The sequence below is a fragment of the Vibrio sp. Makdt genome (genome assembly GCF_027587015.1).
GTDB classification, from domain to species: Bacteria; Pseudomonadota; Gammaproteobacteria; order Enterobacterales; family Vibrionaceae; genus Vibrio; species Vibrio chagasii_B.
In genome coordinates this window covers 54,889-77,267 of the sequence record NZ_JAPPTH010000017.1, presented here as the reverse complement: position 1 = coordinate 77,267, position 22,379 = coordinate 54,889, and the positions used below count along the sequence as shown (strand labels likewise).

The window sequence follows — 22,379 nt, the reverse complement described above, 5'->3', positions numbered from 1 at the left end:
TGGATTAGTTCACGCTCTGTTTGATGGACTCTAAGTAAGCGTGTTGTGCTTCTTCACTGGTAAGTAGTAAGAAGTTCGGAGCCGATAACCCATAAAATTTGTTTATATCGCTAGCACCGGAGGCTTCTTTCGAGAGCAAACTGCCTGAGCTTAATAAATACTTGGCGTACAGGTTCGGTGATTCAAATAGCATCTTGTTGGCAAGTGAAACGTCATGACCTTGATTGCGAAGTTGCTCTAGCTGAAGTGAAAGGCTAGTTGCCACTATTTTGTAAAGGTCAGCGGATGGCGCAATAGCTTGTGCGGCCATTGCCTCAACAATCGCTGCAATATCGAGCTGTAACGTGATTGTGGTGAACATCTGACCAAGAGCCAGTTCATCGTCCACTTTAATGCGTTGATCCAGCAATTGATCGCACTTAACCGGTGAGAGGTGTTCGAAGTTTTTAAATCGCTCAGGCCAAATCCGCGCTGCATCATTGTCCTTCATCGCTAAGGTCATTTTTCCCTGAGCATCGAACGCTATAATGGCGTTCTGTTGGTTGGACTCCAATGCAATGCCGTATTGAAGCCACAATCTCAGATGCACTTTTGAAAGCAGATCAACGTAATCCTTAAACCAAGCTAACGTGTCATTGTGATAATACTGTTCGGCGAGGTGCTCTAAGAACAAGCGGTCATCGGGCATTGGGCTAGCAAGTGCGGCAACGGGAACGAGTGCTTTGTCTTGCGAATGGTTTAATGGGTACTCACGTACGATGTACGCGAAGCTCTTGTCATCTCCTACGTGTCCACCGTGTTTCTCATTGCAATGAAATAGCGTGCCTTGTAAGTCGGCATCATGTTGCTCTAAGTGCGTTAATAGGCGTTCAAACCAGTGTCCATCATAAAGAGTTGAAGGCTTGATTAAGCGAATGTTTTTGGTACCTAGAGAACGCATGATAAGCGGTACTTTGATGTGAATATGTGGTGCAGAATTCACGACAACGGTGCGTACCGATAGTGTAGGTGTAACATCAAGGTATGGAGTCGGCGCTTCAATAATGCCTTCTGGAAGAGACTCAAGGCCTTGTAGTGTTAAAGGGTGTGCTGGGAATAAATGATGACTCACAGCAAAGTCGCCCGGTAGACCCACTTGCTCCATGGTTGGCCAGCATGATGGCTGCGAACTGGTCAAAGTGACCAGTGACTTATCAATCGCTAGCCAACGCAGAGCAAAGCTTTGTGCAAACTCTGGTGCATATTGCTTGAGGTCTGTATCACTTAACCCAAATTTTGCGCGAGCGGTTGGATAATAAGGGTGATCAAGGTAAGACGCGATTTGATCAGCGCGCAGTAATTTTTGGTTCCAATGCTTCAGCTGAGAAATCGGCTGCATTAATGAGTCTGAGTGTTGCTGGAAAGCGTTATCACATAGTGCCTTGTGCTCCTCTGCACATTCCAGTTCTTGTAAGTAACCATCTAGCAATGGGTGGGAGCTTTCATGTGCGCACGTTTTTAGTAATTGAATCCAATCATGATAGTCATGCTGAAGTTCAAACTGGCCCTTTTTCTCGATTAGCCAACCACTACCATCTACCCCATTTGGAGAACCGAATACCCAGCGTTGCATGTAGTAACTTGGAGTGACGGGTAAGTAAAGCGTGAAATCAGAATGGTCAAAGATAGCCCATACTTGTTCACCCGGGTAATTCGAAATTGTAATGCTGGCAGGCGCTTTGGCTCTGAACTGACTTTTAGACACTAAGCCAAATAAGTCTTCACGAAGGCACGTATCGATGAGTCGCTGAGTTAGGTATGAAGCGTTGACATTCATGCGGTCACCTCACTATTTGGTGTTAGATCGAATCGAGAAACGGTGTGTTGAAGAGCAGCATCTAGCGTTTGTCCTGAAGGCGACGCTATAGAAATTCGCGCTAAGTAATCTTTGTTTGAAAAGCTTTGTAGGAAGGTATCACCCGGGTGTTTGAGTACCTGCTGCTGCGTGACAATATCGCCATCTTGATGAATGAAAGACGTTGATGTCCCCTCGATGACGCCACTCTGCTTTGCCACAACATAGTGGACACTTGCACTACCGGCTATTTGGAATGAAGGGTCTAGCTTGCTGCCGAGGTGTAGGCTTAAGATGGTGCTGAACCACTTTCCACCACTTAGATTGTCGAGTAGGAACTCACGACCATCTCCAATGCTGCGATAGTTAATTTCAACTAATACAGGGCCTGACTCTGTGATAATGAATTCACTGTGACAAACACCGAAGCCCACGCCAAATGCCTGCAACTGTCTGACACATTCATCCTTGAATTGAGTGCTGTTGTCGCCATTCCAAGTCGCAGCCGTTTCAATAAAGAATGGAGGCTCAGAGAGCTCTACATCAAACCCACCAAGTGCAATTAAGTTTTCTCCGTCTCCCAAGGTTTCTACTGTGATCAGAGGCCCTTGTAAAAAATCTTCAACCAAGATTGGGTTAGTTGGGTGTTTCTGCCAAAAGCGCTCGCAATAATTTTCAAGCTCAGTTTTAGAGTTACAACGCTGGACGTCTATGCTTGCCACGCCCTCTTTGGGTTTAGCGACGACAGGAAACGTAAAGTTCAACGTAGAGCCAGTGTCCTGATAGAGCAATTCACTTCGCACATTGGGTAAAGATTTTTCACTCAAAACTTGGCGAGTGAGGTGCTTGTTCTTTGCCTGTAACGTTACGGTCCAATCTTTTGCTGGTAAATCGAAGAATTGTGCACAGATAGCGGTAGAGGTTTGCAAGTGATCACTGTTACTAAAAATAGCGCTAGGTTTCAGGTTTTGTTCTGTGATGGTTTCGATAAGTTCAAGTGGATTAAAAACATCACATTCAAGAATTGCGTCTGGGCTAAAACGCTCGTCATCGTTGCTCAATTTTAGGTGGCTGAGCTTGTGATCTGTGATCAGAATGACGCGAAGACCCATCGCTTTTGCTGTCGGTACGAATCCGTGAGTGACTGCGTCATTGACGACATGACTCACAATAATAATCGTAGATTTCATTGGGCTTTCCTAATTTATAAAACGTTGCAATTACCTGCTCACAACTTGCATTCAAGTGGCCTTTTTCTTGTATTTAGTAAAGGCTTAATTCTATCTCATTGTTTTTATTGATAATGGTGTTAATAGTGCAGTTGCATATTGCTGAGCAAATATAGATCAAAAAATATATATTGCAAACATAAATGATATTTGTTTTCATTCGCATCGTGGTGAATTTATAAATTAAAACGGAATTAGAAAATGGATATTAGATTGAACTTATCTCCTCTTGCTCTCGCGATTGGAGGTGCATTGGCGGTGGCGGCTGGCATGCAAAATGCAGTGGCAGAGGAACAAGCCCAAGTGGATGAAACTCTGCAAATTATTGGTCACCAATACGAAGGTTATGCCGAGCATATGCCTCAGTCAGGAACTAAGACTGATGTCGAATGGCTGGATGTACCACAAGCGGTATCTGTGGTCACGAAGACAGAAATGGAAGACCGAGGCGCGGTACGTTTAGTGGATGCGCTCGATGGTGTAGCTGGCGTAAATAATACTCTAGGAGAAGGTAGCCGAGACCAATTCGTTATCCGTGGTTTTGACTCACTTAATGACATGTATCGTGATGGTATGCGTGATGATGGGACCTTGCAGTCATATCGAAGCCTCGCAAACATTGAGCGTGTTGAAGTCGTCAAAGGACCGGCTGGTGCACTTTATGGTCGAGGTTCTGCTGGCGGTATTATCAATTTAGTTACTAAGCGTGCAAACGGTGATAACTTCACCAATGTAAATGGTAGTGTGGGCAGCAACAACCAGTTTGTCGGACAAGTTGATAGTTCTATGGCTTTTTCAGACAAGGTTAATGGCCGTATCAATGTGGAGCATCGTCAAGCCGATTCTTATGTCGATCATGTTGATTCTAACGATTTCTTTCTTGCTCCAACGATTCGAGTGATGCCTTCTGATGGACACACTATTGACCTCGATGTTGAATATGCTCACCAAGAATTAGTGCCTTATCGTGGTGTTCCATCCAAAAATGGTAACCCAGTCGATGTTTCTGAAAGTACTTTTTACGGCGGTACCAACGATTACCAAGAGTCGGATAGCATTCGTGTTGGCGTTAATTACGAGTGGCTTTTGAACAGTGAATGGTCATGGACCAACCGTGCTGCATACAATCATATCGAGCTAGAACAAAAGGGCACGCGTCAAGGAACGGTAACAGGGGATCAAGTCTCTCAAACCGTGAACAACTTCGGCTACGACCCACGTACCACGACGACCTTGCAATCGGAACTCGTTTGGGAAACCGATTCTAATCAAATGATGATTGGTGCCGACTACAATCAAATCAATATCGACCTTACGCTTGCAAGCGATAAAACTCTACCTCCAAAAGATATATACAACCCTGTTGCTGGGCCAACACCTGATCCGGGTTTTAAACCGTTCCGTGATAACACCACAACGACCACTGGTGTTTACATTCAAGATGTTTATACCTTGGGCGACCTATCAGTAATAGGTAACGTACGTTACGACTCAATGGAACTGGAACAACAAAAGGCAGGATCAGCTAAAGAGCACTTAGATGATAATAAGGTGAGCTACCGTGGTGGCTTGGTTTACCGAATCAATAATGACACGTCGGTCTACGCAAGCTTAGCTCGTTCGTGGCAATTACCTTACTCAGGTATTTATATCAATCCGAAGCTAGCGGAGTTCTTCCATACCGATCTAAAGGAAGTCGGTGCAAAAGCCTACCTTTTAGATAACGCCTTGATGCTCAATGCAGCAGTATTCCAAATTGATCAAGAACAGCCTGAAACCAACACTAACGGGGATGTCGTCAACAAGATTGAAGCGCGTCACCAAGGTATTGAATTGGAAGCTCGCGGCCAGATTTCTGAGCAATGGGATATTTCGATTGGCTATAGCTTCCTCGATGCTGAAGACAAAGAGACAGGCAAGAAGCCGAACGACGTGTCTGATCACTTGTTCTCACTGTGGAGTACCTACCAGCTAGACGACAACTGGCGTTTAGGTGGCGGTGTGAAATATGTCGGCGATCGCTATGCGGGTAATGACGAAGCTGTCGCATTGGGAGATTACACCACGGTTGATTTGATGGCGGCGTACACCACTGGTCGTCACAAAGTCCAAGCAAATGCTTACAACGTGCTGAACGAGAAATACATTCTCGGAGCAACCAATGGTACGTCTGGTACCAACCAGATTGGCTACGGTGCACCAGCTGAATTCATGCTCAGCTACGGCTACCAGTTCTAAATGCCAACTCAGTTTCAAACAGTTGTGTTTGCTAGCAAATAGCAAACAGTTTTGGCCTTATTTTCAGGCCGTTTAGCCCAAAAGGTCAAAGGACACATCGAATCGATAACGGTGCCTTTGACCTTAACCTGCCTTTTTAGGAGATTTTCATGCCTTACCAGAATTTGGATGGTAGCCCCTGTATTCAATCGCGTCAGAAATTGCGTTTAAGTGCTCTTGCAATGGCGATCGCTTCAGTGACGTCCATGGGCGCATTTGCTGCGTCTGAGCCTCAAACAACGACCATGGAGACGGTTGTTGTCACGGGCAGTTTGATCGGCAACTCAGAGCTCGAGGATGTGAAAGAGTATCCTGGCGCTCGTACCGTTTTGACCAATGAACAAATCAAAAAAACGGGTTCGCTTTCGATTGATTCAGCGTTTCAAAGTGTGCCGGGTATTAAAGTTCAAGATGAAACGGGCACAGGTGTTCTGCCTAACATCTCAGTTCGTGGTTTAAAGGCAAGTCGAAGTGGTCATGCTCAGTTTCTAATGGATGGTGTGCCGCTCACTCTAGCGCCTTATGGTCATACTGGACAATCTATTTTCCCAGCGACGCTTTCTATGCTTGATCGTATTGATATTGTGCGTGGTGGTGCGGCGGTTCAATACGGACCAAACAACGTGGGTGGTGTGATCAACTTGGTGACCAAGCCTATTCCTCACCAATGGCAAACGGAAATCAGTAATCGCTTGACCGTTTTTGAAGATGGCGATACCCCGTTGAACGATATTTATCTGCGAACTGGTGGTTGGCTGAATGATGCGCTGGCACTTCAAGTGGAAGGTAACTTCTTAAAAGGAGAAAGCTTCCGTGAGCATTCAGACACAGACGTCAAAAACTTCCAAGCTAAGTTGCAGTGGTTACTGAGTGATACTCAAGAACTACAAGCTTTCGTGCAGCGTTATGATGCTGACACGCAAATGCCGGGTGCTTTATCGCCAGAAGATTACGAGAAAGACCGTACCCAATCCAAGCGCCCTTATGATGAGTACCAAGGCAAATCGACGCGTTGGAGTTTAAAGTATTTACATGATTTGAATATTGCGGATAGTGCAGAGCTAGAAATACTGACCTTTGGCCATCGTTCTGAGCGTCTATTCCAATGGGGATTTAATAGTGCCGATGGTCATTGGGCTGATCCAGCACTTCCGTCGACCGATATTCGTACGTCACCACGTGAATTTAAGGTGTATGGGATAGAGCCGAAACTCGCGATCTATGTTGACGGCAATACAGTGACCCAAAACGTAATTGTTGGGGCACGCTACGTCAACGAAGATATCGATTACAAGCTTACTCAAACGCCGATCGCTGGTGGTGTAACAACAACGCCACGTGACTGGCACTTAGATACCGACGCTTTTGCTGGCTATATCAGTAATGAAATTGGTTTGTTTAATGATGTGTTAAAGGTAACACCAGGTATTCGCTATGAATCAATAGATATGGCATTTTACGATCTAGGTAATGCGGAAAAGACAAATAACAAGGTGACAGAATGGTTGCCTGGCCTAACGGTGGCATACCATCTAACTGAGCAATGGGTAGGTTACACCAATGCTCAGAAATCTTTGCGTGCACCACAAATTGCTTACATCCGTGGTAAAGGTGAAGAGGGCAGTGAACTCGCATGGAACTATGAGTTGGGTGCTCGCTACAACCAAGATTCAACCAGCTTCAATGTGACGCTATACCGAATCGATTTTAAAGACCAGCTTCAATGGCAAAGTGCGACCCAAACTTTTGACAACATTGGTAAAACACTTCACCAAGGTATTGAGCTTTCTGGCCGTTACACGCTGGAATCTCTTCAGGCTCTGAGCTTAGGGGCGGGCTATAACTACCTAGACGCAACGATTGAAGAAGACGGTGCAAACAAGGGCAACCAACTGCCTTACACCTCTAAACATCAATTTAGCTGGGATGCGACTTACGCATTTAGCAAGCTAGATACCACCTTGTCTGGCTACTACTTCAGCGAGTCATACTCTGACAATGCGAACACGAGTAACGAGGATGCTAGCGGGGCGACGGGCAAAGTTCCAGCCTATATGGTTTGGAACTTCAATTTGGGCTCCGATCTATACAAGGATGAGAGTAGCAAACTGCGCATGAACTTTGCAGTCAACAACTTGTTTGATGAGGACTATTACTTCCGAGGCATTGATACCAGCCCTGTTGGTCGCTATCCGGCGCCAGGGCGATCTTATACTTTGGATCTGAATTACCAGTTCTAATCAGTAATTTATTGAAAATCATAACGAATAAAAGTCGCCAATACCCTTGGCGACTTTCACGGTTCTAGCGTTAGAGGATAATTTAATATGGGAAACGACTCTCAATCAGTTTCGACGAATACATTACGCCCAATGAATAGATTATGGCTAAGTATTGCTGCATTGGTGATGTGCTTAATCTCATTTTCGAGTTTAGCCAAAACAAGGGTGGTCCAAGATGAGCAAGGTCAGTTTGAGATTAACACCACGCCACAACGTATCGTTGTGCTGGAGTTCTCATTTGTTGATGCATTAGCCGCGGTAGGCGTTTCTCCCGTTGGTGTAGCCGACGATAATGATGCGACACGAGTGATTCCAGCAGTACGAGACTTGGTTGATCCTTGGCTGTCTGTTGGTATGCGCTCTCAACCTAGCCTAGAAGCGATTGCCGTTCTCAAGCCTGATCTGATCATCGCAGATGCGGAACGTCATCGAGCTGTGTATCAAGATTTACAGCGAATTGCACCGACTTTGCTATTAAAAAGCCGAGGCGAAACTTATCAAGAAAACTTGGAATCAGCGCTAAAAATTGGTGTTGCTCTTGATAAGCAATCAGATATGGAGCAACGAATTCAACATCATCATCAAGCTATGCTCGAGTTCAAGAGCCACTTCTCTCTAAAGCAAACCGTCCAGTTTGCTGTCGTTTCGGATAAAGGCATGTGGCTTCATGGTCCAGTATCCTATGCCGGAGGTGTACTGACAACATTGGGAATTGCGAGCCCGATTGAAGAGCTCACTGAAAAAGCGTATTTGCCAACAAGCTTTGAGTTTCTGCTAAAAACCAATCCGGACTGGCTGCTATTGGGCGCTTACTCGCATCCTAATGTGGTCAACGATTGGGAGAAAAATCCGTTATTCAACCTAATGACTTCAGCAAAAAATAGGCAAGTTGTTGAAGTGTCGCCGGCACTTTGGTCATTAAACCGAGGCATGCTAGCGGCTGAACAGATGGCGAAAAATCTAGAGCAGATCTTGGAACGATCATGAGAACGATATCGATATCTAGCGGAATGCGAAACCTGCCAATATTACCGTGGCGAGTCACTGTATTTACGTTGTCAGTGTTGTGCTTGATGCTATCTGGCTATGCGGCTTCTATGCTGGGATGGTCTAACTTTTCTCTGACCCTAAGTGACTTAGTTGACTATTGGTTTGCGTTTGATACGAGCAATATGACTCATCAAATTTTGGCGACTCTGAGAGCGCCAAGAGCTTATGCTGGGTTATTGATTGGAGCGAGTTTAGCGGTTGCGGGCTTATTGATGCAGGGCTTAACAAGAAACCCACTCGCATCTCCTTCTATTCTTGGTATTAATTCTGGTGCTGCCTGTTTTATGGCTTTAGCTGCCATAGGCGTGCCTGTTGTCAGTGAACTAAATCCCATTCTTAATGCTGTTATCGGTGCTTTGTTAAGTGGCGGTGCTGTGATGATCCTCGGTGGTTTTTTTTCCGCACGTTCTCACCCGTTGCGCTTGGTTTTAGCGGGCATCGCCATTACGGCACTACTGATTGGGTTGACTCGAGCAGCATTGATTCTTGCCGACGATATGGCTTATAGCGTGCTGCATTGGCTTACAGGCTCATTATCTACCGTGGATGATGAACAATGGCGAATGTTGTGGCCGCCCATAATTGCTGGGCTAGGGTTAGCTATTAGCTTGGCGCGTAACCTTAATTTACTGGCGCTTGGTGAGGAGGTTGCGGTTGGGCTAGGCAGCAACATCCGCCTTACGCGATTCATGTGTAGTGTGACCATTGTTTTGCTAGCGGGCGCGAGTGTCGCTATTGCCGGGCCTATTGGCTTTGTCGGATTGTTAATTCCCCACTTAGTTCGTCCTATGGTTGGGCATAATTACCATGTGTTAATTCCCGTTTCCGCGATGGCAGGTGCTGCATTGGTTTCTTGGTCAGACGCGTTGTCACGAGCTATTGCTTTCCCGACAGAAACGCCTGTGGGTGTCATTACCGCTTTATTAGGGACACCTTGTTTTGTTCTCATAGCTACGAGGAAGTCTTAATGCATTATAATGCGAAGGTATTGTTGTTACTTGGGCTGCTTATGTTGATGGCTTTTTCTGGCTTGTTTGTTGGGGCAGCATCACTTTCTATTTCTCAAGTGATGGAACATCTGATTGCTTTCTCTAGTGACGATTTTGTTATCCAACAGTATCGGTTGCCACGTATGTTACTCGCAATCAGTGTCGGTGCAGGGTTAGGGCTTTCAGGCGTGTTAGTACAAGGTGTAATACGTAACCCTCTGGCGTCTCCTGACTTGATGGGAATTAGCGCCGGAGCAGGCCTTGCTGCAACAGCGAGTTTGGTTTGGTTTCCTAATGCGCCGGTGAGTTTGCTTCCTATATTTGCGATGTTTGGTGGTGTTTTTGCAGCTGGATTGATTGCCTTATTGGCATGGTGGTCCCAGCCAACACCGGCCAAACTGGCATTGATTGGTATTGCGGTGAGTGCGTTTCTGGCCAGTTGTATCGATTTCTTACTCGTCACTAACCCTATCGAGATCAATACCGCTATGGTGTGGCTCACTGGTAGCCTTTGGGGTAGGAACTGGCAGCAAGTCCCATTTATCTGGGGGGCGTTGGTTTTACTATTACCAATGGCATTATGGCTTGCTTGGCGATTAGATGTATTGGGACTGGGTCAGGAAAGTGCGACTACCTTGGGTATCAAACCAAAACAGATTCAGATTCTCGCATTGTTGGCCGCTGTATTACTCGCAAGTGTCAGCGTGTCAGTAGCCGGGACAATCAGTTTCGTTGGGCTATTGGCGCCTCATTTAGCGCGTTTATTGTTTGGGCATAATCATAAGTTGCTAATACCTGCGTCTGCTTTATTAGGGGCTATTTTAGTCACCTGCGCAGATGCACTGGCACGAGGTTTGAACCCTCCAATCGAACTGCCTGCCGGCGTGCTGACGTCAGTGATTGGCGCACCTTATTTCATTTTTCTTCTTTATCGTTATCGAGGTTGGTAACCATGCTAAAAACGCAGAATCTTTCCGTCGCGTACGGCAAACAGACGATCATCCCAGACCTCACGGTTTCAATCCCTAAAGGGAAAATTACCGCATTGATTGGTCCCAATGGATGCGGTAAATCCACTTTGTTAAAAACCTTGGTAAGAATCAATAAACCAATGTCGGGGGAGGTGTTGTTTGGAGGTAAACCATTATCAACTTATGGCGATAAAGTGCTTGCACGTTCTTTGTCGCTTCTGCCACAAATCCTAGTTAGCCCGGAAGGAATTACCGTTAGAAAATTGGTCGAATATGGACGTTCTCCTTATGTATCCCATTGGGGAAAGTTAGGAAAAGAGGATCAAACCCTTGTAGAGCAAGCGATGCGTGACACAGGCGTACTAGAATATGCTGATAAGCCGGTTGAATCCTTATCTGGCGGACAAAGGCAGAGAGCGTGGATCGCAATGGTGATAGCACAAGATACGGACATCGTTATGCTTGATGAGCCAACCACGTATTTAGATATGTCGCATCAGGTGGAACTAATGAATTTGATGCAACAAATGAACGCCAAAGGCAAAACGGTGGTAGTGGTACTGCACGATCTAAATCAAGCGTGTCGTTACTGCGATCATTTGGTGGTGTTAGAGCAGGGGTGTGTTGCGGCAGAAGGCTCGCCCGACGAGGTCATGACAGAGGCGTTACTTGATGATGTGTTTGACCTAAATGCGAAAGTATTCCGCGATCCGATTTCAAAGACGCCGATGTGTGTAGCGATTTAGGTAGTGATTATGTGAAGCAATTATTGACCGACAGCTAGCTATCCACTCATTCGGAGTTGTGATTGAGATAGTATTTTGCTACAAAACGCGCATAATCTCGCTATACAACATTTAAAGAAGATATTACCTATGACTACGTTTCAATACTACTTTCACCAACTGCCTTGTTTTGACTGCAAAAAAACGACAGTAAGTACAGATCTTGGTTGGTTAACGCCAGCGATGAAAGAGGTGGTTTTAGCGCAACTGACTGAAACACTTGCACAAGGTGAGATTACCCCTGACCTGACAGCGAACGTTGTTTGCACTAAAGAAGAAGCTCGCGAGTACTTGCTGTTGAACTTCTTTGGTTATTCAGAAGAAGAACTTGAAGGTGAAATCGAGGCGGATGATGAGCAAGAAGTCGCTGACGAGATCGCAGAGCTGCTCGAAGACGGTAAAGACACGATTGAGTTCGAACATGAAGTAGCGCTTCAGTGTTGTGCTGATTGCGATATCATCGAAGAGTAACTAAGTATCTTCTAAAGTAAGCGAATCGGTTTGTCATGGTCGGTGATAGGTCATTCGCAAAAGGCGCTCGTGAACAATGGTTCGCTAGCGCCTTTTTTGTATCCAGTTTTGAAATTCAGCACTAATATGTTTTGCTGTTGATGACACCTTGTTTATTTAGCTGGGAAAGGATCTCTGCCGTTTTTTCACGGAATAAATCTCTCAGTAAACGGACGGTTGGTGTGATGGATTGACGGCTTGGGCATACTAACCACAGTTCTGTCGGCGTCGGCTCATAGTTAGGCATGATTTTGACCACATCGCCAGACAGCAAATGACTCGACATATCTAAACAAGATTTTATCGCGATGCCTTTTCCTGCAACACACCATCGCCTAACTAGGTCTGCGTCATTGGATGCACGGTTCCCTTTGAGCATTACTTTGTGGTCTTGGGTGCCGTCGTTAAAGACCCACTCATCCTGTAACATGTCATGGAGTTGATACAGCAGTCCGTTGTGCTCAGCCAAATCACTTGGATGGTCTGGGCTGCCTTTTTCTGCGAGATACTCAGGCGAAGCACATAATATTCTTGGCACATCACAAATTTTGAAGCCATACATGTTGGCATCAGTTGGCGAACCATAACGCAGCGCCATATCCACAGAATCACGATAAAAGTCGATGTTACTGTCGCTGATGCTCGTTCGAAGTGTCGCTTGAGGGTAATCAAATAGAAATTCATCTAGCCAAGGTATGACGAGGTTTCGCCCTAAATCTGATGAAAGCGCGATTCGAATTTCGCCATCAATGACACCAAGCTCCTCGCGTATATTGAGTTTCGCTTGGTCCAACATTTTCAACGCTTGTTCGCACTCTGGTAAATATCGTTCTCCAGCGGGAGAGAGACGAAGATGACGAGTAGTTCTTACAAAAAGCTCTGCACCGAGTGCCGCTTCAACGCGTTTCACTGCCGCACTTGCCGTTGCTGTGCGCATGTCTAGGTTAGTGGCGGCTGCTGTGATACTGCGAAACTCCGCTACCTTTAAAATTACTTGCAAGTCTTCAAGAAGCATTTCATTTCCCTGTTCTGAGCCGAGAATCGGTTGCTCTGTTTGCCATAAGATTGGGCATTTTGCTGTGGTTAATTTTAGTATTTTTCTTGTATACACACACGTTATTATCAAAAATAATTTGATAATAATTCAAACATTAGGCTGTTTATCTAAAGTGAGAAATCTCTAAGATTCAATTATCGAATGTAAGGAGAAGCATCATGTCACTACCATCTACAATGAAAGCCATCGGATTTACTCAGTCGCTAGCGATTACAGAACCAGAAAGCCTGTTTGAATTTGAAACGAGCCTGCCGGAATTAAAAGAGAATGACTTACTGGTAAAAGTGAGTGCGACTTCTATCAACCCTGCAGACGCAAAAATCCGAATTCGCAACGCAAAAGATAAGACACTTGAGCAACCAAAAGTGTTGGGCTACGACGCTGTTGGTGAAGTGGTAGGTAAAGGCAAAAACGTCGAAGGTTTTGAGTTGGGCGATCGTGTTTACTATGCGGGTGACGTAACACGCATGGGCGCTAACGCAGAATACCAAGCCGTTGACTACCGCATCACCGCTAAAGCGCCACAAAGCTTAACGGATGAAGCTGCGGTTGTTATGCCGCTTGCAACGCTCACTGCGTGGGAAGCGTTATTTGATCGCCTGCGTGTTCGCCCTGAAGAGAAAAAGTCTATCCTGATCATTGGCGGCGCTGGTGGTGTTGGCTCTATTACTATTCAGCTAGCGAAGCAATTAACCAACCTTAATGTTATTGCGACAGCGTCAAGACCTGAAACCGAGCAGTGGGTAAAAGACATGGGGGCTGACCACGTAGTGAACCATCGAAACTTAGTTGAATCAGTGTGTGAACAAGGCATCCAGTATGTGGATTACATCTTTAATGTTGCAGACACAAAAGGCCACTGGGACGCGATGGTAGAGTTGATTGCGCCGCAAGGCATGATCAGTTCGATTGTTGAGTTTGACAGCGAGATTGACCTATCGGCACTACAAGGTAAGTCAGTGGGCTTCATTTGGGAGCTCATGTTTACGCGTTCGCTGTTCAACACCGACGATATTCAGAAGCAGCAAGATATCTTGTTCCAAACGGCGAACTTGATTGATGCAGGTCGTATTAAATCTACGCTAACCACAACACTTAATGGTTTGAGTTCAGATACGCTGAAAGAGGCGCATCAACGTATTGAAAGCAGCGCATCGATTGGTAAAACTGCCATCAAATACTAAGTGTTAATGGCCTAGAATATAGGCGTTTTGAACCCTTGAGCATTGGTTGAGTCTTGACGCTTGAAAAGAAGAGCCCCAGACATTTTTCGCAAAGAAATTGGTGTCTGGGGCTTTGTTCATCTGTGATCTTTCCAATTTATTCGGATGCTTTGAATTGAATCTGAAGCAGTTTTAACTCAAAGGGCAAAGGCTGTTTGTCTGCAATCAAAAAGCCGAACTGTTTGATGTCTTGAGCTTTGAGTTCTGGTGCATTGTTGAGTAATCGGCCTCTAAACACGGCTTGAAAGTCCTCTAGTCTGAACACTTTCTTGAGTTGCTCGCCTTGGATGGTCTCAAAGCTGTGCTTGTAGTTGGTTCGATAGCCATCTTTCCATGTTGTGAACCTTAATTGGTAGGTGCGTCCGTCACCGACAAAGGATAGCTCTACATTGTTCACCGCGGGATTTAACGATTCAAGGGAGCGATTTATTGAGCTGAATCCACCATTGTTCTCAAATGATAGTTCACCTTTAAATAGGCTATGCTCGCCATCATAAACGAGCCCTCCTGTTGAAATGCCACCCATTACATTGTCGTTGATCGCAGACCATTTCTGGTGTTCGTTCGCTTGCGTGAAATCAATCATCTCTATTCCTGCTGTTGACGTTTCAGACCATAACAAAGAAAGGCTGAGGGTTAACCATAAAGGCATTATTCCCTTGAGCAGCGGGCACGATGTGAAGTTTGACACGTTCATGATTTACTCCATTACTCATTAGTCCGCAGAAGATTCCGTGGCGAGAATTCCTAGACAATGGTCGATGAACTCAGAGTAGTTTGACGCGTTTTCGTACTCAATTTTCAGCGAACCATGAAACATCAGTGTCACGGTGACGTCTTTGTAGCTTAGCCAACAGGTGTAACCATCGTAATCATGCCAAGCTATCATCTCACCAACTTGATATTTGTTGTTCAGTTGTTCCCCGGAAGAGCGAATGAACTCGAATACTCTAAGAAACTCAATGATGGTGATCCTGTTGTCCATGTGTGACTCCCTCGGTGTGAACGACGATAAATAGCTAAGCACTTGTATTTAAATCGTTACGGTTTGCTTTTAGGTTCCGATCACTAAGAGAGATGCGAGCACTTTTAGATTGTGCTCGCGGTATGGAAGTAGAGAAATGTATCTACTGATGAGCTCCTAAAAGAGCTTCAGATTTATGCTTGATACGAAACACAAAATAGACCATTGACGCTAACGCAGCGATTAGGTTACTGAGGGCCATGAAAAAGATGACATTGAGAACAGGGTTATCGAAAGCGGTGATAAAGAAAGCTCCTGGCAGCCCAACAAAGATCATTGCAAGTCGAAATAGCGGCGGGAGTTGAGAAAAGCCTCTAACTCTCAACCAAGATATAAACACAAGAGCAATACCATCAATTGCGATCACTGCGACTGAGAGTTTTAATGCTTTTACCAATTCATTTGTTGCAGTAGGTGTATAGATCTGAGAAATAGCCTCAGCAAGTAAAATTAACCCAAATGCACTCACGAGGATATAACCGAACATAATTGTGAGCATTGAGTAAGGTTCATTAGAGGATTTGTCCATTTGAGAGAGTGAAATGGACAGAGATATCACCAACCCTACATAGAGCACGGAAAAGCTATTCATAAAGTTGAGGGCAAACCCAAGATACGCAGTATGCTCTTGGCTATAAAGGCTAGCAAACGTAAGAACTAAAATTGAAATACCACCAGTGAAGCAGATACTGGTTAATGCTTCTGTGCGACCAAAATTAACAAGTATTCCGACCTTTTCTTTGTTGAATCGTGGCGTAGCGATGAGCTGATTTTTGAAACCTAGATATATGACAGGCAATAAGGTTAAAACACGTATTGCTAGTGTCGATATTGATACCGCTACAGAAGCATTATCTATGTTAGCTATTGCGATATAGTTAAAAGCGATATTCGCTATTGCACTGACTATTGTTACCGCTAGCACTTTTTTCTCTAAGCCTTGTGCTTCTAAAATGTTGCATAATCCAACATAAATAGCCAACGGAAAAATACTAATGGAAAGTATAAAATAACTTTGATTTGCGTGGTTTGAAGCATCAAAAAATTGGCCCACAAGAAGGCTTATAACAAGTAAAACCACGCCAAGACATATTGAATATCCAAGTATTTCTTGAGCAGTTTGACGAGGTGCCTCTTTGTTCTGTCCAATGACAATATTGATACCAATACTGAGAACGACAGCCAAGATAACGAAAACCTGAGCGACTTGTGAAGCCAAGGTATAATCTTGCACTGCCACCATATTTGTGTGTCCTAACATGATCATATCGACCATCGCGAGAGACAGTGCAACAAACCTTGTTGCTGAGATTATTAGGGCTCGCTTAAGGAAAGTTGCGATCATATTAAAGTTCCTGATGATGTAGGGAAGCTGTTATCGTTTTCAAGTATCCAATACATGAAAGTGTGTTGAGGTTGAGCGTTTTTGGTGAGTAGTTATTGATTTCTGTTATGCGGAGACGAATGTAAACGGAACTAAAAATAGGTTCAATAATATTGAAATAAATATTTTATATAAACATTGAAGCTTTGATCTATATCTTAATCCTAGATTGTTAAACTAATCTAAATATCAATATTAATGTTGTTCTTCACTATAGTTAATTAACTATTTTGTTAAATACCTTATCTAATGTAGCTTTGTCTAATTTAGGTTAATAGTTCGTATTAAATGACATAATATTTATTTTACATTCCACTTATTTCAACCAGCCATTACTAACTTTCTCGTGGAATATCAATTATTGCATCTAGTGGTAAAGGGATAAAAAATAGGGTGATAATCTATTGAGGTAAAAAGGGAGATAGCTGTTTCGATAGTGATAACCATAGTCGCAATTAACGCCTTTCACTTCGTTGTGAAAGGCGTTTATACATGAGGTTATTTCACTTTAACTAGTGTGCTTGAATCAGTGTGTGCAAAGGCTTTGTCGTAGATCTCTAAGCCAGTGGTTTGAGAGTAAGTCAGCGTGTCGTCTGAGATGCTGATGTTCATTGTGAAGTCTGTGGTGGTTGCGTTGTCTGTCATGTATTCAGACTCAGCGATACCGCGCTTAGATGCGACTAACGTCATTGTGTCGCCAGCAGGGCCTTCCGCGGTGACACATGTAGTGCGTGGCACACAGTAAGAGTTGTAGACGATCTGATTTTCTTGGTCATAGATGAAGTAACCACGTTGATCGTGGAATTTAGAATCGTCGGCCTTTCGGAATACTTCCTGCTTGTAGTACAGAGCAACAAGGTATTGGTCGCTGGCATTAGTTGCGTCTGCGGCAACCTCAAACGTCATCACTTCATAAAATGGTGTAACAGCAGGGCCACCCGCACCCACTTCAGTACCTTCTTGGCCCGGTGATACATCAATACCACCAGTTTCTACGGATTTCCAGGTACCAACTAACTTTGCTAGTGGTCCGAAATCCATACCATCGATTGTGTTGTGATCTGCAAATACTGGAACCGAGATTACTGCTGCAATACCCAATGCTAATACTTTTTTCACTGTAACTTCCTTATATAGTTATTTGACTTAATTAACAATAAAGGTGCTGTGAAACCAGTTTATTAACCCAGATCAGTGTTGCTGGCTAATATGAAAGCAAAGTGTAAGCTGATGTATCAGTCAATAAGGGGATGTTAATACGTTTAAATATTGAACAGGAAACTTGGTTTCTTATCCAAATTTGAGGGAATCTAGTAGGTTTACTTTTCTCTTGAAGTAGAGGTCAGTTATCTGGTTTGAGGTCGTCTAAACTTAAAGTTTGTATTTCAGAAAATATGACAATTTGGGCTCTAAAAACGTTCTCGAAATAAATGCAAATTAACGCTTTACCTCAACTTAACTTGAGGTATTAGGATATGCAACGTTGCTTACGAGAATACTTTAAGGAGAGAAGAATGATCCAACTTGAACATGTAAATTTAGTCGTTAAAGACATCCCAGAAATGCTGACTTTCTACAAAGCGGCGTTCCCTCATTGGTATGTTCGTGACGAAGGTAAGGGCGAATGGTCAGGTAAGCCACGTAACTGGTTACACTTTGGAGATGAATATCAATACATCGCAATGAGTGATCATGGTGAGGGTGAGAATAGAGATTTAGATGGGCATTCTGTTGGCCTCGCGCACTTCGCTTATGTGACCAATAATATCGAAAGCGTCACTCAACGTCTTATCGATGCGGGCTTCCCGATTGCTAAACCCGGCGCTGAAGAACCTTATCGAAAAAATATCTACTTTGTAGATCCGGCTGGCTTTGAAATCGAGTTCGTTGAATATCTGAGTGATGATCCTAAGCTGAGAAATGCTACAAGTTAGCAGAATCGTTAGGTAGGAAAACTGAAAAAGGCATTGTGGAACACTCCGCAATGCCTTTTTAGATTGATTAGCTAACTGTTCTTTCGCTCGGTGTTTTACTTAGCTTTGAACGGCACCAATAGCTGTTTCCCAAACACATTAATAAGCGCGCCAGTGACAATCAGACCACCACCAAGATATGTCCATATTGATGGGATCTCATTGAAGATCCATACGCCTAACAATGCAGAGAAGACGATTTGTACGTAAGAGTAAGCCGAAGCTTTTCCTGCTGCTTGAGTTTGCATTGCCTTGGTCAAACCGTATTGGCCAATTTGAGTGAAAACCCCAACCAACACCAACATCACTGTTAAGAATAGGCTTGGCATTACAAAGTCGTTCCAAATAAGCGCTGTAGATATCGGCAGAGCCACTAATGGGAAGTAGAAGATGATGACAGAGCTGTCTTCTGTTTGGCTCAGCTTTCGGACAATCACATAAGCAATTGAGCTACCAAACGCTCCAAGTAATGCCACCAGAATACTGAATAACGGCAAATCACTGCTTACGTTGCTGTTCATACTTGGTTGTACCATCACCAATAAGCCCGCAAGACAGAACGCAATGCAAATCATGGTCGATTTTTGGACTTGCTCCTTGAGGAATAACACGCCAAGCAGGGCAGTAAACACGGGGTGTACGTACTGTAGAATGGTTGCTTCTGCTAGCGGTAACGTAGTAACTGCGTAGTACACACACATCAGCGCCGCAGTGCCGACTGCACCTCGAACAAACAACAGGGGTTTGTTGTTACCCCAGACAGAAATGCCTTTTCGTTTTACGTCGATGTAGCTGATGATCAATGATACCAATGCCCTTGCCGCAACGATCTCAAATACAGGTATGCCGTAGTTGCTGATGTATTTCACACAAGCTGACATCAGTGCGAATCCAAAAGCGGAGAGGAGCATGAATCGAACCCCAACAGGGATCATTGAAAAAGAGAAAGAAGGCATAAAAATATCAATCGGTTGAGGGAGAGGGAATCATAGCTTAGTTTAGGAGAGGCAACCAAAGTCTTTGTCTTTTTCTCGTCAACTTGATTCAATTAATTCTCATTTCTGCTCTTTTACTTATTACGGATACATCTATCTACCGCCAAACTTACATCACATTTTGCCTCGCATAACATCGGTTATAGCTCAATTTTATAAAATCAACATCAACAGAAAGTGACGCTAATCCAACTCTGATTTATCGGCCGTTTTAATTGCCGTTATCACTCATATCATTCTTGTGAATTTATAATGAGAGATATGTTCTATGAAACCAATAAATACCCTACTCATATCCACGCTCGCGCTTTGCTCTTTTAGTTCAGCGACTTACGCTGACACCATTTTGCACGCTTTCAACTGGAAGTACTCAGACGTGACAGCTAATGCTAATCAAATCGCCGAAGCTGGTTACAAGAAAGTACTGGTTGCTCCGGCAATGAAATCCAGCGGCAGCCAATGGTGGGCGCGTTACCAGCCACAAGAGCTGCGCACGATTGATTCTCCATTGGGGAATAAACAAGATTTAGCGGCAATGATTGCTGAGCTGAAAAGCGTCGGTGTTGATGTTTACGCTGACGTTGTACTTAACCATATGGCGAATGAAAGCTGGAAGCGAAGTGACTTAAACTATCCTGGTACAGAAGTGCTAAACGAGTATGCCAGCCGCTCAAGCTACTATGCTGACCAGACTCTTTTTGGCAACTTAGCGCAAGGTTTTGTGTCGGCTAACGATTTCCATGCTGCAGGCTGTATTACAGACTGGAACGATCCGGGACATGTTCAATACTGGCGTTTGTGTGGTGCTGATGGCGATACCGGGCTACCCGATCTCGACCCAAACAACTGGGTAGTGTCACAGCAACGTTTGTATCTAAAAGCGTTAAAAGACATGGGCATCAAGGGTTTCCGTATCGATGCGGTGAAACACATGAGTCAGTACCAAATCGATCAAGTGTTTACGCCTGAGATCACCGCGAACATGCATGTGTTTGGGGAGGTGATTACCAGCGGCGGGGCAGGGAACAGTGGCTATGAGTCGTTCTTAGCGCCTTACTTGAATAACACTAATCACTCTGCGTACGATTTCCCGCTATTTGCTTCGATTCGATCAGCCTTCTCTATGGGAGGCGGATTAAGCCAATTGCACGATCCACAAGCTTACGGTCAAGCATTGGATGATAGCCGTGCCATTACCTTTACTATCACACATGACATTCCAACCAACGACGGCTTCCGTTACCAAATTATGGACCCGCAAGATGAGCAGCTTGCTTATGCGTATATCCTTGGTAAAGATGGCGGCACGCCGTTGATCTACAGTGATGATCTTCCTGATTCTGAAGATAAGGATAATGGTCGTTGGGGTAATGTGTGGAACAGTTCAACAATGAAAAACATGTTGAGCTTCCATAACGCGATGCAAGGCAAAACAATGACGATGATTTCGAGCGATCAGTGCACTTTGTTATTCAAGCGAGGTAAAGAGGGAGTTGTTGGTATTAACAAGTGTGGCGAAACGCGTGGCGTGACGGTTGATACCTACCAACATGAGTTCAATTGGCATGTTCAATACAAAGACGTATTAAGCAGCGCGACAGAAACTGTGACTTCTCGCTATCATACCTTTAACTTACCACCACGCAGTGCGCGTATGTTTAAGCTGTAAATGTTATTTAGCTAAACCACTTAGCTTATTAAGCAAGAACGAAGTATAAGCCGCAGCACATGTTGTGGCTTATTCATTTGGAGTAAGCTTGTGTTCAGAGCTGGTCTTCAATCACTCCTGACCAATGGTTTTGCTGGGAGAGTGCTTTTAACAATTTGATCTCTTTCGCTGTCTCTATTTTAAGCCAATCAATCAAACCACTGATCACAGACGAGTGGGTGCGCTGGTGGATGAAATAGGTCCACGCACTGTTCTGGATCTTGGCATTCTCTGGGCAATATAAGAAACCGCGCTGCAGATCTTGTAAAACCAAAAGTAAATCCGTCACCGTGACGCCTTCACCAGATAAGCACGCACTGAGTGCCATATCCAAAGACAAGAAACTGGTATTTCTGACGGGCTTTTTCGGTGGCGATTCAACATCGGCTAGCCATACTTTCCAATCATGATGATCTAAGGTTGGGTGCAGCCTCGGCATGGTTAAGATCGAATCGAGGTCGGTATCTTGCTTAGTCAAACCAGCAGCATTCGTTAAGCTCGCAGAGCAGACTGGAGCCATGAACTCTTCACGCAAGAAAGTGATGTCAGGCGCGTTGTCATAGCGTTTTTTGAATCGAGTGTGGAAGATCAACAGGTCGTATTCGCTGCTGTTGATCGCTTCATCTTCTTCAATCACAGGAACGATCACGATCTCGTAATCTGGGTAACGCTCGTTTAATTCACGAACTTTGGAGATCAACACGCGCGTAGCGAAGCTCAAGGTTGCCTTTATCACTATGCGCTTCTGCTTCGGTTCTCTCCAGGAAGCGATAACCGATTCGATATTGCCGTAGCTTTCTCGCAAAGCGACATACAAATCATGACCTTGTACCGTTAATTCAATGGCTCGATGCTTACGAATGATCAGCGATGCGTTCAGCTCATCTTCAAGCTGTTTGATCTGACGGCTGATTGCACTCTGTGTCACGTTGAGCTCATCGGCGGCAAGTGTAAAGCTCATCAGTCTTGCTGCCGCTTCAAAGGCTTTTAAGCCATTATGTGAGGAAGGCAGACTAGGATATGGGGTCATAATTCATTCGCATGAGTTTTTGGAATGTTAGAATCGCAAATTTATCAATTGAACGCTA

19 protein-coding genes are annotated in these 22,379 nt (G+C 44.5%); 10 read left to right on the top strand and 9 right to left on the bottom strand.

Annotation, left to right across the window (positions count from 1 at the left end; genetic code table 11):
- Positions 1 to 4: 4 nt before the first annotated feature.
- Both OH460_RS19180 and OH460_RS19175 read right to left on the bottom strand, forming a co-directional pair.
- On the bottom strand, positions 5 to 1,816 hold the full coding sequence (locus OH460_RS19180; RefSeq protein ID WP_269999180.1) for an IucA/IucC family protein: 1,812 nt from the start codon (positions 1,814 to 1,816) through the stop codon (positions 5 to 7).
- On the bottom strand, positions 1,813 to 3,024 hold the full coding sequence (locus OH460_RS19175) for an ATP-grasp domain-containing protein (protein ID WP_269999179.1): 1,212 nt from the start codon (positions 3,022 to 3,024) through the stop codon (positions 1,813 to 1,815). The genes OH460_RS19180 and OH460_RS19175 overlap by 4 nt, the downstream gene beginning before the upstream one ends.
- A gap of 240 nt (positions 3,025 to 3,264) precedes the next feature.
- Between OH460_RS19175 and OH460_RS19170 the strand changes: the two genes are divergently transcribed.
- The 7 genes from OH460_RS19170 to OH460_RS19140 all read left to right on the top strand — a co-directional run bounded on the left by OH460_RS19170 (position 3,265) and on the right by OH460_RS19140 (position 11,888).
- Positions 3,265 to 5,301 (top strand): TonB-dependent receptor, encoded by a 2,037-nt coding sequence (locus OH460_RS19170; protein WP_269999178.1) that lies wholly within the window; start codon positions 3,265 to 3,267, stop codon positions 5,299 to 5,301.
- A gap of 149 nt (positions 5,302 to 5,450) precedes the next feature.
- Positions 5,451 to 7,580, top strand: a complete 2,130-nt coding sequence (locus OH460_RS19165) for a TonB-dependent receptor family protein (RefSeq protein WP_269999177.1) — start codon at positions 5,451 to 5,453, stop codon at positions 7,578 to 7,580.
- An 87-nt stretch (positions 7,581 to 7,667) separates the two neighbouring features.
- Complete coding sequence (locus OH460_RS19160) at positions 7,668 to 8,609, top strand: Fe(3+) dicitrate ABC transporter substrate-binding protein (RefSeq protein WP_269999176.1); 942 nt, start codon at positions 7,668 to 7,670, stop codon at positions 8,607 to 8,609.
- 23 nt (positions 8,610 to 8,632) lie between these two features.
- Complete coding sequence (locus tag OH460_RS19155; protein WP_443088690.1) at positions 8,633 to 9,640, top strand: FecCD family ABC transporter permease; 1,008 nt, start codon at positions 8,633 to 8,635, stop codon at positions 9,638 to 9,640.
- Positions 9,640 to 10,611 (top strand): FecCD family ABC transporter permease, encoded by a 972-nt coding sequence (locus OH460_RS19150; RefSeq protein ID WP_269999174.1) that lies wholly within the window; start codon positions 9,640 to 9,642, stop codon positions 10,609 to 10,611. The genes OH460_RS19155 and OH460_RS19150 overlap by 1 nt, the downstream gene beginning before the upstream one ends.
- A 2-nt stretch (positions 10,612 to 10,613) precedes the next feature.
- Positions 10,614 to 11,378 carry a Fe(3+) dicitrate ABC transporter ATP-binding protein FecE gene (fecE, locus tag OH460_RS19145; RefSeq protein ID WP_269999173.1) on the top strand — a complete coding sequence of 255 codons (765 nt, stop codon included), beginning with the start codon at positions 10,614 to 10,616 and terminating at the stop codon, positions 11,376 to 11,378.
- A 129-nt stretch (positions 11,379 to 11,507) separates the two neighbouring features.
- Complete coding sequence (locus OH460_RS19140; RefSeq protein ID WP_004737837.1) at positions 11,508 to 11,888, top strand: hypothetical protein; 381 nt, start codon at positions 11,508 to 11,510, stop codon at positions 11,886 to 11,888.
- A gap of 121 nt (positions 11,889 to 12,009) precedes the next feature.
- On the opposite strand, the gene OH460_RS19135 is transcribed toward OH460_RS19140, so the two are convergent.
- The gene (locus OH460_RS19135; RefSeq protein WP_269999172.1) at positions 12,010 to 12,942 is read right to left on the bottom strand and encodes a LysR family transcriptional regulator; all 933 of its coding nucleotides are present in this window, start codon (positions 12,940 to 12,942) and stop codon (positions 12,010 to 12,012) included.
- A 200-nt stretch (positions 12,943 to 13,142) separates the two neighbouring features.
- On the opposite strand from OH460_RS19135, the gene OH460_RS19130 reads away from it, so the two are divergent.
- Complete coding sequence (locus OH460_RS19130) at positions 13,143 to 14,168, top strand: zinc-binding alcohol dehydrogenase family protein (protein ID WP_269999171.1); 1,026 nt, start codon at positions 13,143 to 13,145, stop codon at positions 14,166 to 14,168.
- Positions 14,169 to 14,304: 136 nt separating this feature from the next.
- On the opposite strand, the gene OH460_RS19125 is transcribed toward OH460_RS19130, so the two are convergent.
- From OH460_RS19125 to OH460_RS19110, 4 genes are all read right to left on the bottom strand, one after another.
- Complete coding sequence (locus tag OH460_RS19125; RefSeq protein ID WP_269999170.1) at positions 14,305 to 14,904, bottom strand: CIA30 family protein; 600 nt, start codon at positions 14,902 to 14,904, stop codon at positions 14,305 to 14,307.
- Between the two features lie 18 nt (positions 14,905 to 14,922).
- Positions 14,923 to 15,192, bottom strand: a complete 270-nt coding sequence (locus tag OH460_RS19120; RefSeq protein WP_269999169.1) for a DUF3081 domain-containing protein — start codon at positions 15,190 to 15,192, stop codon at positions 14,923 to 14,925.
- A gap of 142 nt (positions 15,193 to 15,334) precedes the next feature.
- Positions 15,335 to 16,576, bottom strand: coding sequence for an MATE family efflux transporter (locus tag OH460_RS19115; RefSeq protein WP_269999168.1), 1,242 nt, complete (start codon positions 16,574 to 16,576; stop codon positions 15,335 to 15,337).
- A gap of 537 nt (positions 16,577 to 17,113) precedes the next feature.
- Positions 17,114 to 17,734 (bottom strand): heme-binding beta-barrel domain-containing protein, encoded by a 621-nt coding sequence (locus OH460_RS19110; RefSeq protein ID WP_269999167.1) that lies wholly within the window; start codon positions 17,732 to 17,734, stop codon positions 17,114 to 17,116.
- Positions 17,735 to 18,129: 395 nt separating this feature from the next.
- Between OH460_RS19110 and OH460_RS19105 the strand changes: the two genes are divergently transcribed.
- The gene (locus OH460_RS19105) at positions 18,130 to 18,549 is read left to right on the top strand and encodes a VOC family protein (RefSeq protein WP_269999166.1); all 420 of its coding nucleotides are present in this window, start codon (positions 18,130 to 18,132) and stop codon (positions 18,547 to 18,549) included.
- Positions 18,550 to 18,644: 95 nt separating this feature from the next.
- Here OH460_RS19105 and OH460_RS19100 read toward each other — a convergent pair whose 3' ends face one another.
- Positions 18,645 to 19,544 carry a DMT family transporter gene (locus OH460_RS19100; protein WP_269999165.1) on the bottom strand — a complete coding sequence of 300 codons (900 nt, stop codon included), beginning with the start codon at positions 19,542 to 19,544 and terminating at the stop codon, positions 18,645 to 18,647.
- Between the two features lie 307 nt (positions 19,545 to 19,851).
- Here OH460_RS19100 and OH460_RS19095 point away from each other — a divergent pair, with 307 nt between their 5' ends.
- Positions 19,852 to 21,252: an alpha-amylase family protein gene (locus tag OH460_RS19095; RefSeq protein ID WP_269999164.1), complete on the top strand. Its 1,401-nt coding sequence runs from the start codon at positions 19,852 to 19,854 to the stop codon at positions 21,250 to 21,252.
- Between the two features lie 94 nt (positions 21,253 to 21,346).
- Here OH460_RS19095 and OH460_RS19090 read toward each other — a convergent pair whose 3' ends face one another.
- Positions 21,347 to 22,321 (bottom strand): LysR family transcriptional regulator, encoded by a 975-nt coding sequence (locus OH460_RS19090; RefSeq protein ID WP_269999163.1) that lies wholly within the window; start codon positions 22,319 to 22,321, stop codon positions 21,347 to 21,349.
- Between the last annotated feature and the right edge of the window lie 58 nt (positions 22,322 to 22,379).

Coding starts and splice junctions, on each gene's coding strand:
- OH460_RS19120 (WP_269999169.1), bottom strand. CDS start 15,192: ATGGACAACAGGATCACCATCATTGAGTTTCTTAGAGTATTCGAGTTC.
- OH460_RS19160 (WP_269999176.1), top strand. CDS start 7,668: ATGGGAAACGACTCTCAATCAGTTTCGACGAATACATTACGCCCAATG.
- OH460_RS19155 (WP_443088690.1), top strand. CDS start 8,633: ATGCGAAACCTGCCAATATTACCGTGGCGAGTCACTGTATTTACGTTG.
- OH460_RS19170 (WP_269999178.1), top strand. CDS start 3,265: ATGGATATTAGATTGAACTTATCTCCTCTTGCTCTCGCGATTGGAGGT.
- OH460_RS19175 (WP_269999179.1), bottom strand. CDS start 3,024: ATGAAATCTACGATTATTATTGTGAGTCATGTCGTCAATGACGCAGTC.
- OH460_RS19115 (WP_269999168.1), bottom strand. CDS start 16,576: ATGATCGCAACTTTCCTTAAGCGAGCCCTAATAATCTCAGCAACAAGG.
- OH460_RS19165 (WP_269999177.1), top strand. CDS start 5,451: ATGCCTTACCAGAATTTGGATGGTAGCCCCTGTATTCAATCGCGTCAG.
- OH460_RS19095 (WP_269999164.1), top strand. CDS start 19,852: ATGAAACCAATAAATACCCTACTCATATCCACGCTCGCGCTTTGCTCT.
- OH460_RS19150 (WP_269999174.1), top strand. CDS start 9,640: ATGCATTATAATGCGAAGGTATTGTTGTTACTTGGGCTGCTTATGTTG.
- OH460_RS19100 (WP_269999165.1), bottom strand. CDS start 19,544: ATGCCTTCTTTCTCTTTTTCAATGATCCCTGTTGGGGTTCGATTCATG.
- OH460_RS19125 (WP_269999170.1), bottom strand. CDS start 14,904: ATGAACGTGTCAAACTTCACATCGTGCCCGCTGCTCAAGGGAATAATG.
- OH460_RS19090 (WP_269999163.1), bottom strand. CDS start 22,321: ATGACCCCATATCCTAGTCTGCCTTCCTCACATAATGGCTTAAAAGCC.
- OH460_RS19105 (WP_269999166.1), top strand. CDS start 18,130: ATGATCCAACTTGAACATGTAAATTTAGTCGTTAAAGACATCCCAGAA.
- OH460_RS19180 (WP_269999180.1), bottom strand. CDS start 1,816: ATGAATGTCAACGCTTCATACCTAACTCAGCGACTCATCGATACGTGC.
- OH460_RS19130 (WP_269999171.1), top strand. CDS start 13,143: ATGTCACTACCATCTACAATGAAAGCCATCGGATTTACTCAGTCGCTA.
- OH460_RS19140 (WP_004737837.1), top strand. CDS start 11,508: ATGACTACGTTTCAATACTACTTTCACCAACTGCCTTGTTTTGACTGC.
- fecE (WP_269999173.1), top strand. CDS start 10,614: ATGCTAAAAACGCAGAATCTTTCCGTCGCGTACGGCAAACAGACGATC.
- OH460_RS19135 (WP_269999172.1), bottom strand. CDS start 12,942: ATGCTTCTTGAAGACTTGCAAGTAATTTTAAAGGTAGCGGAGTTTCGC.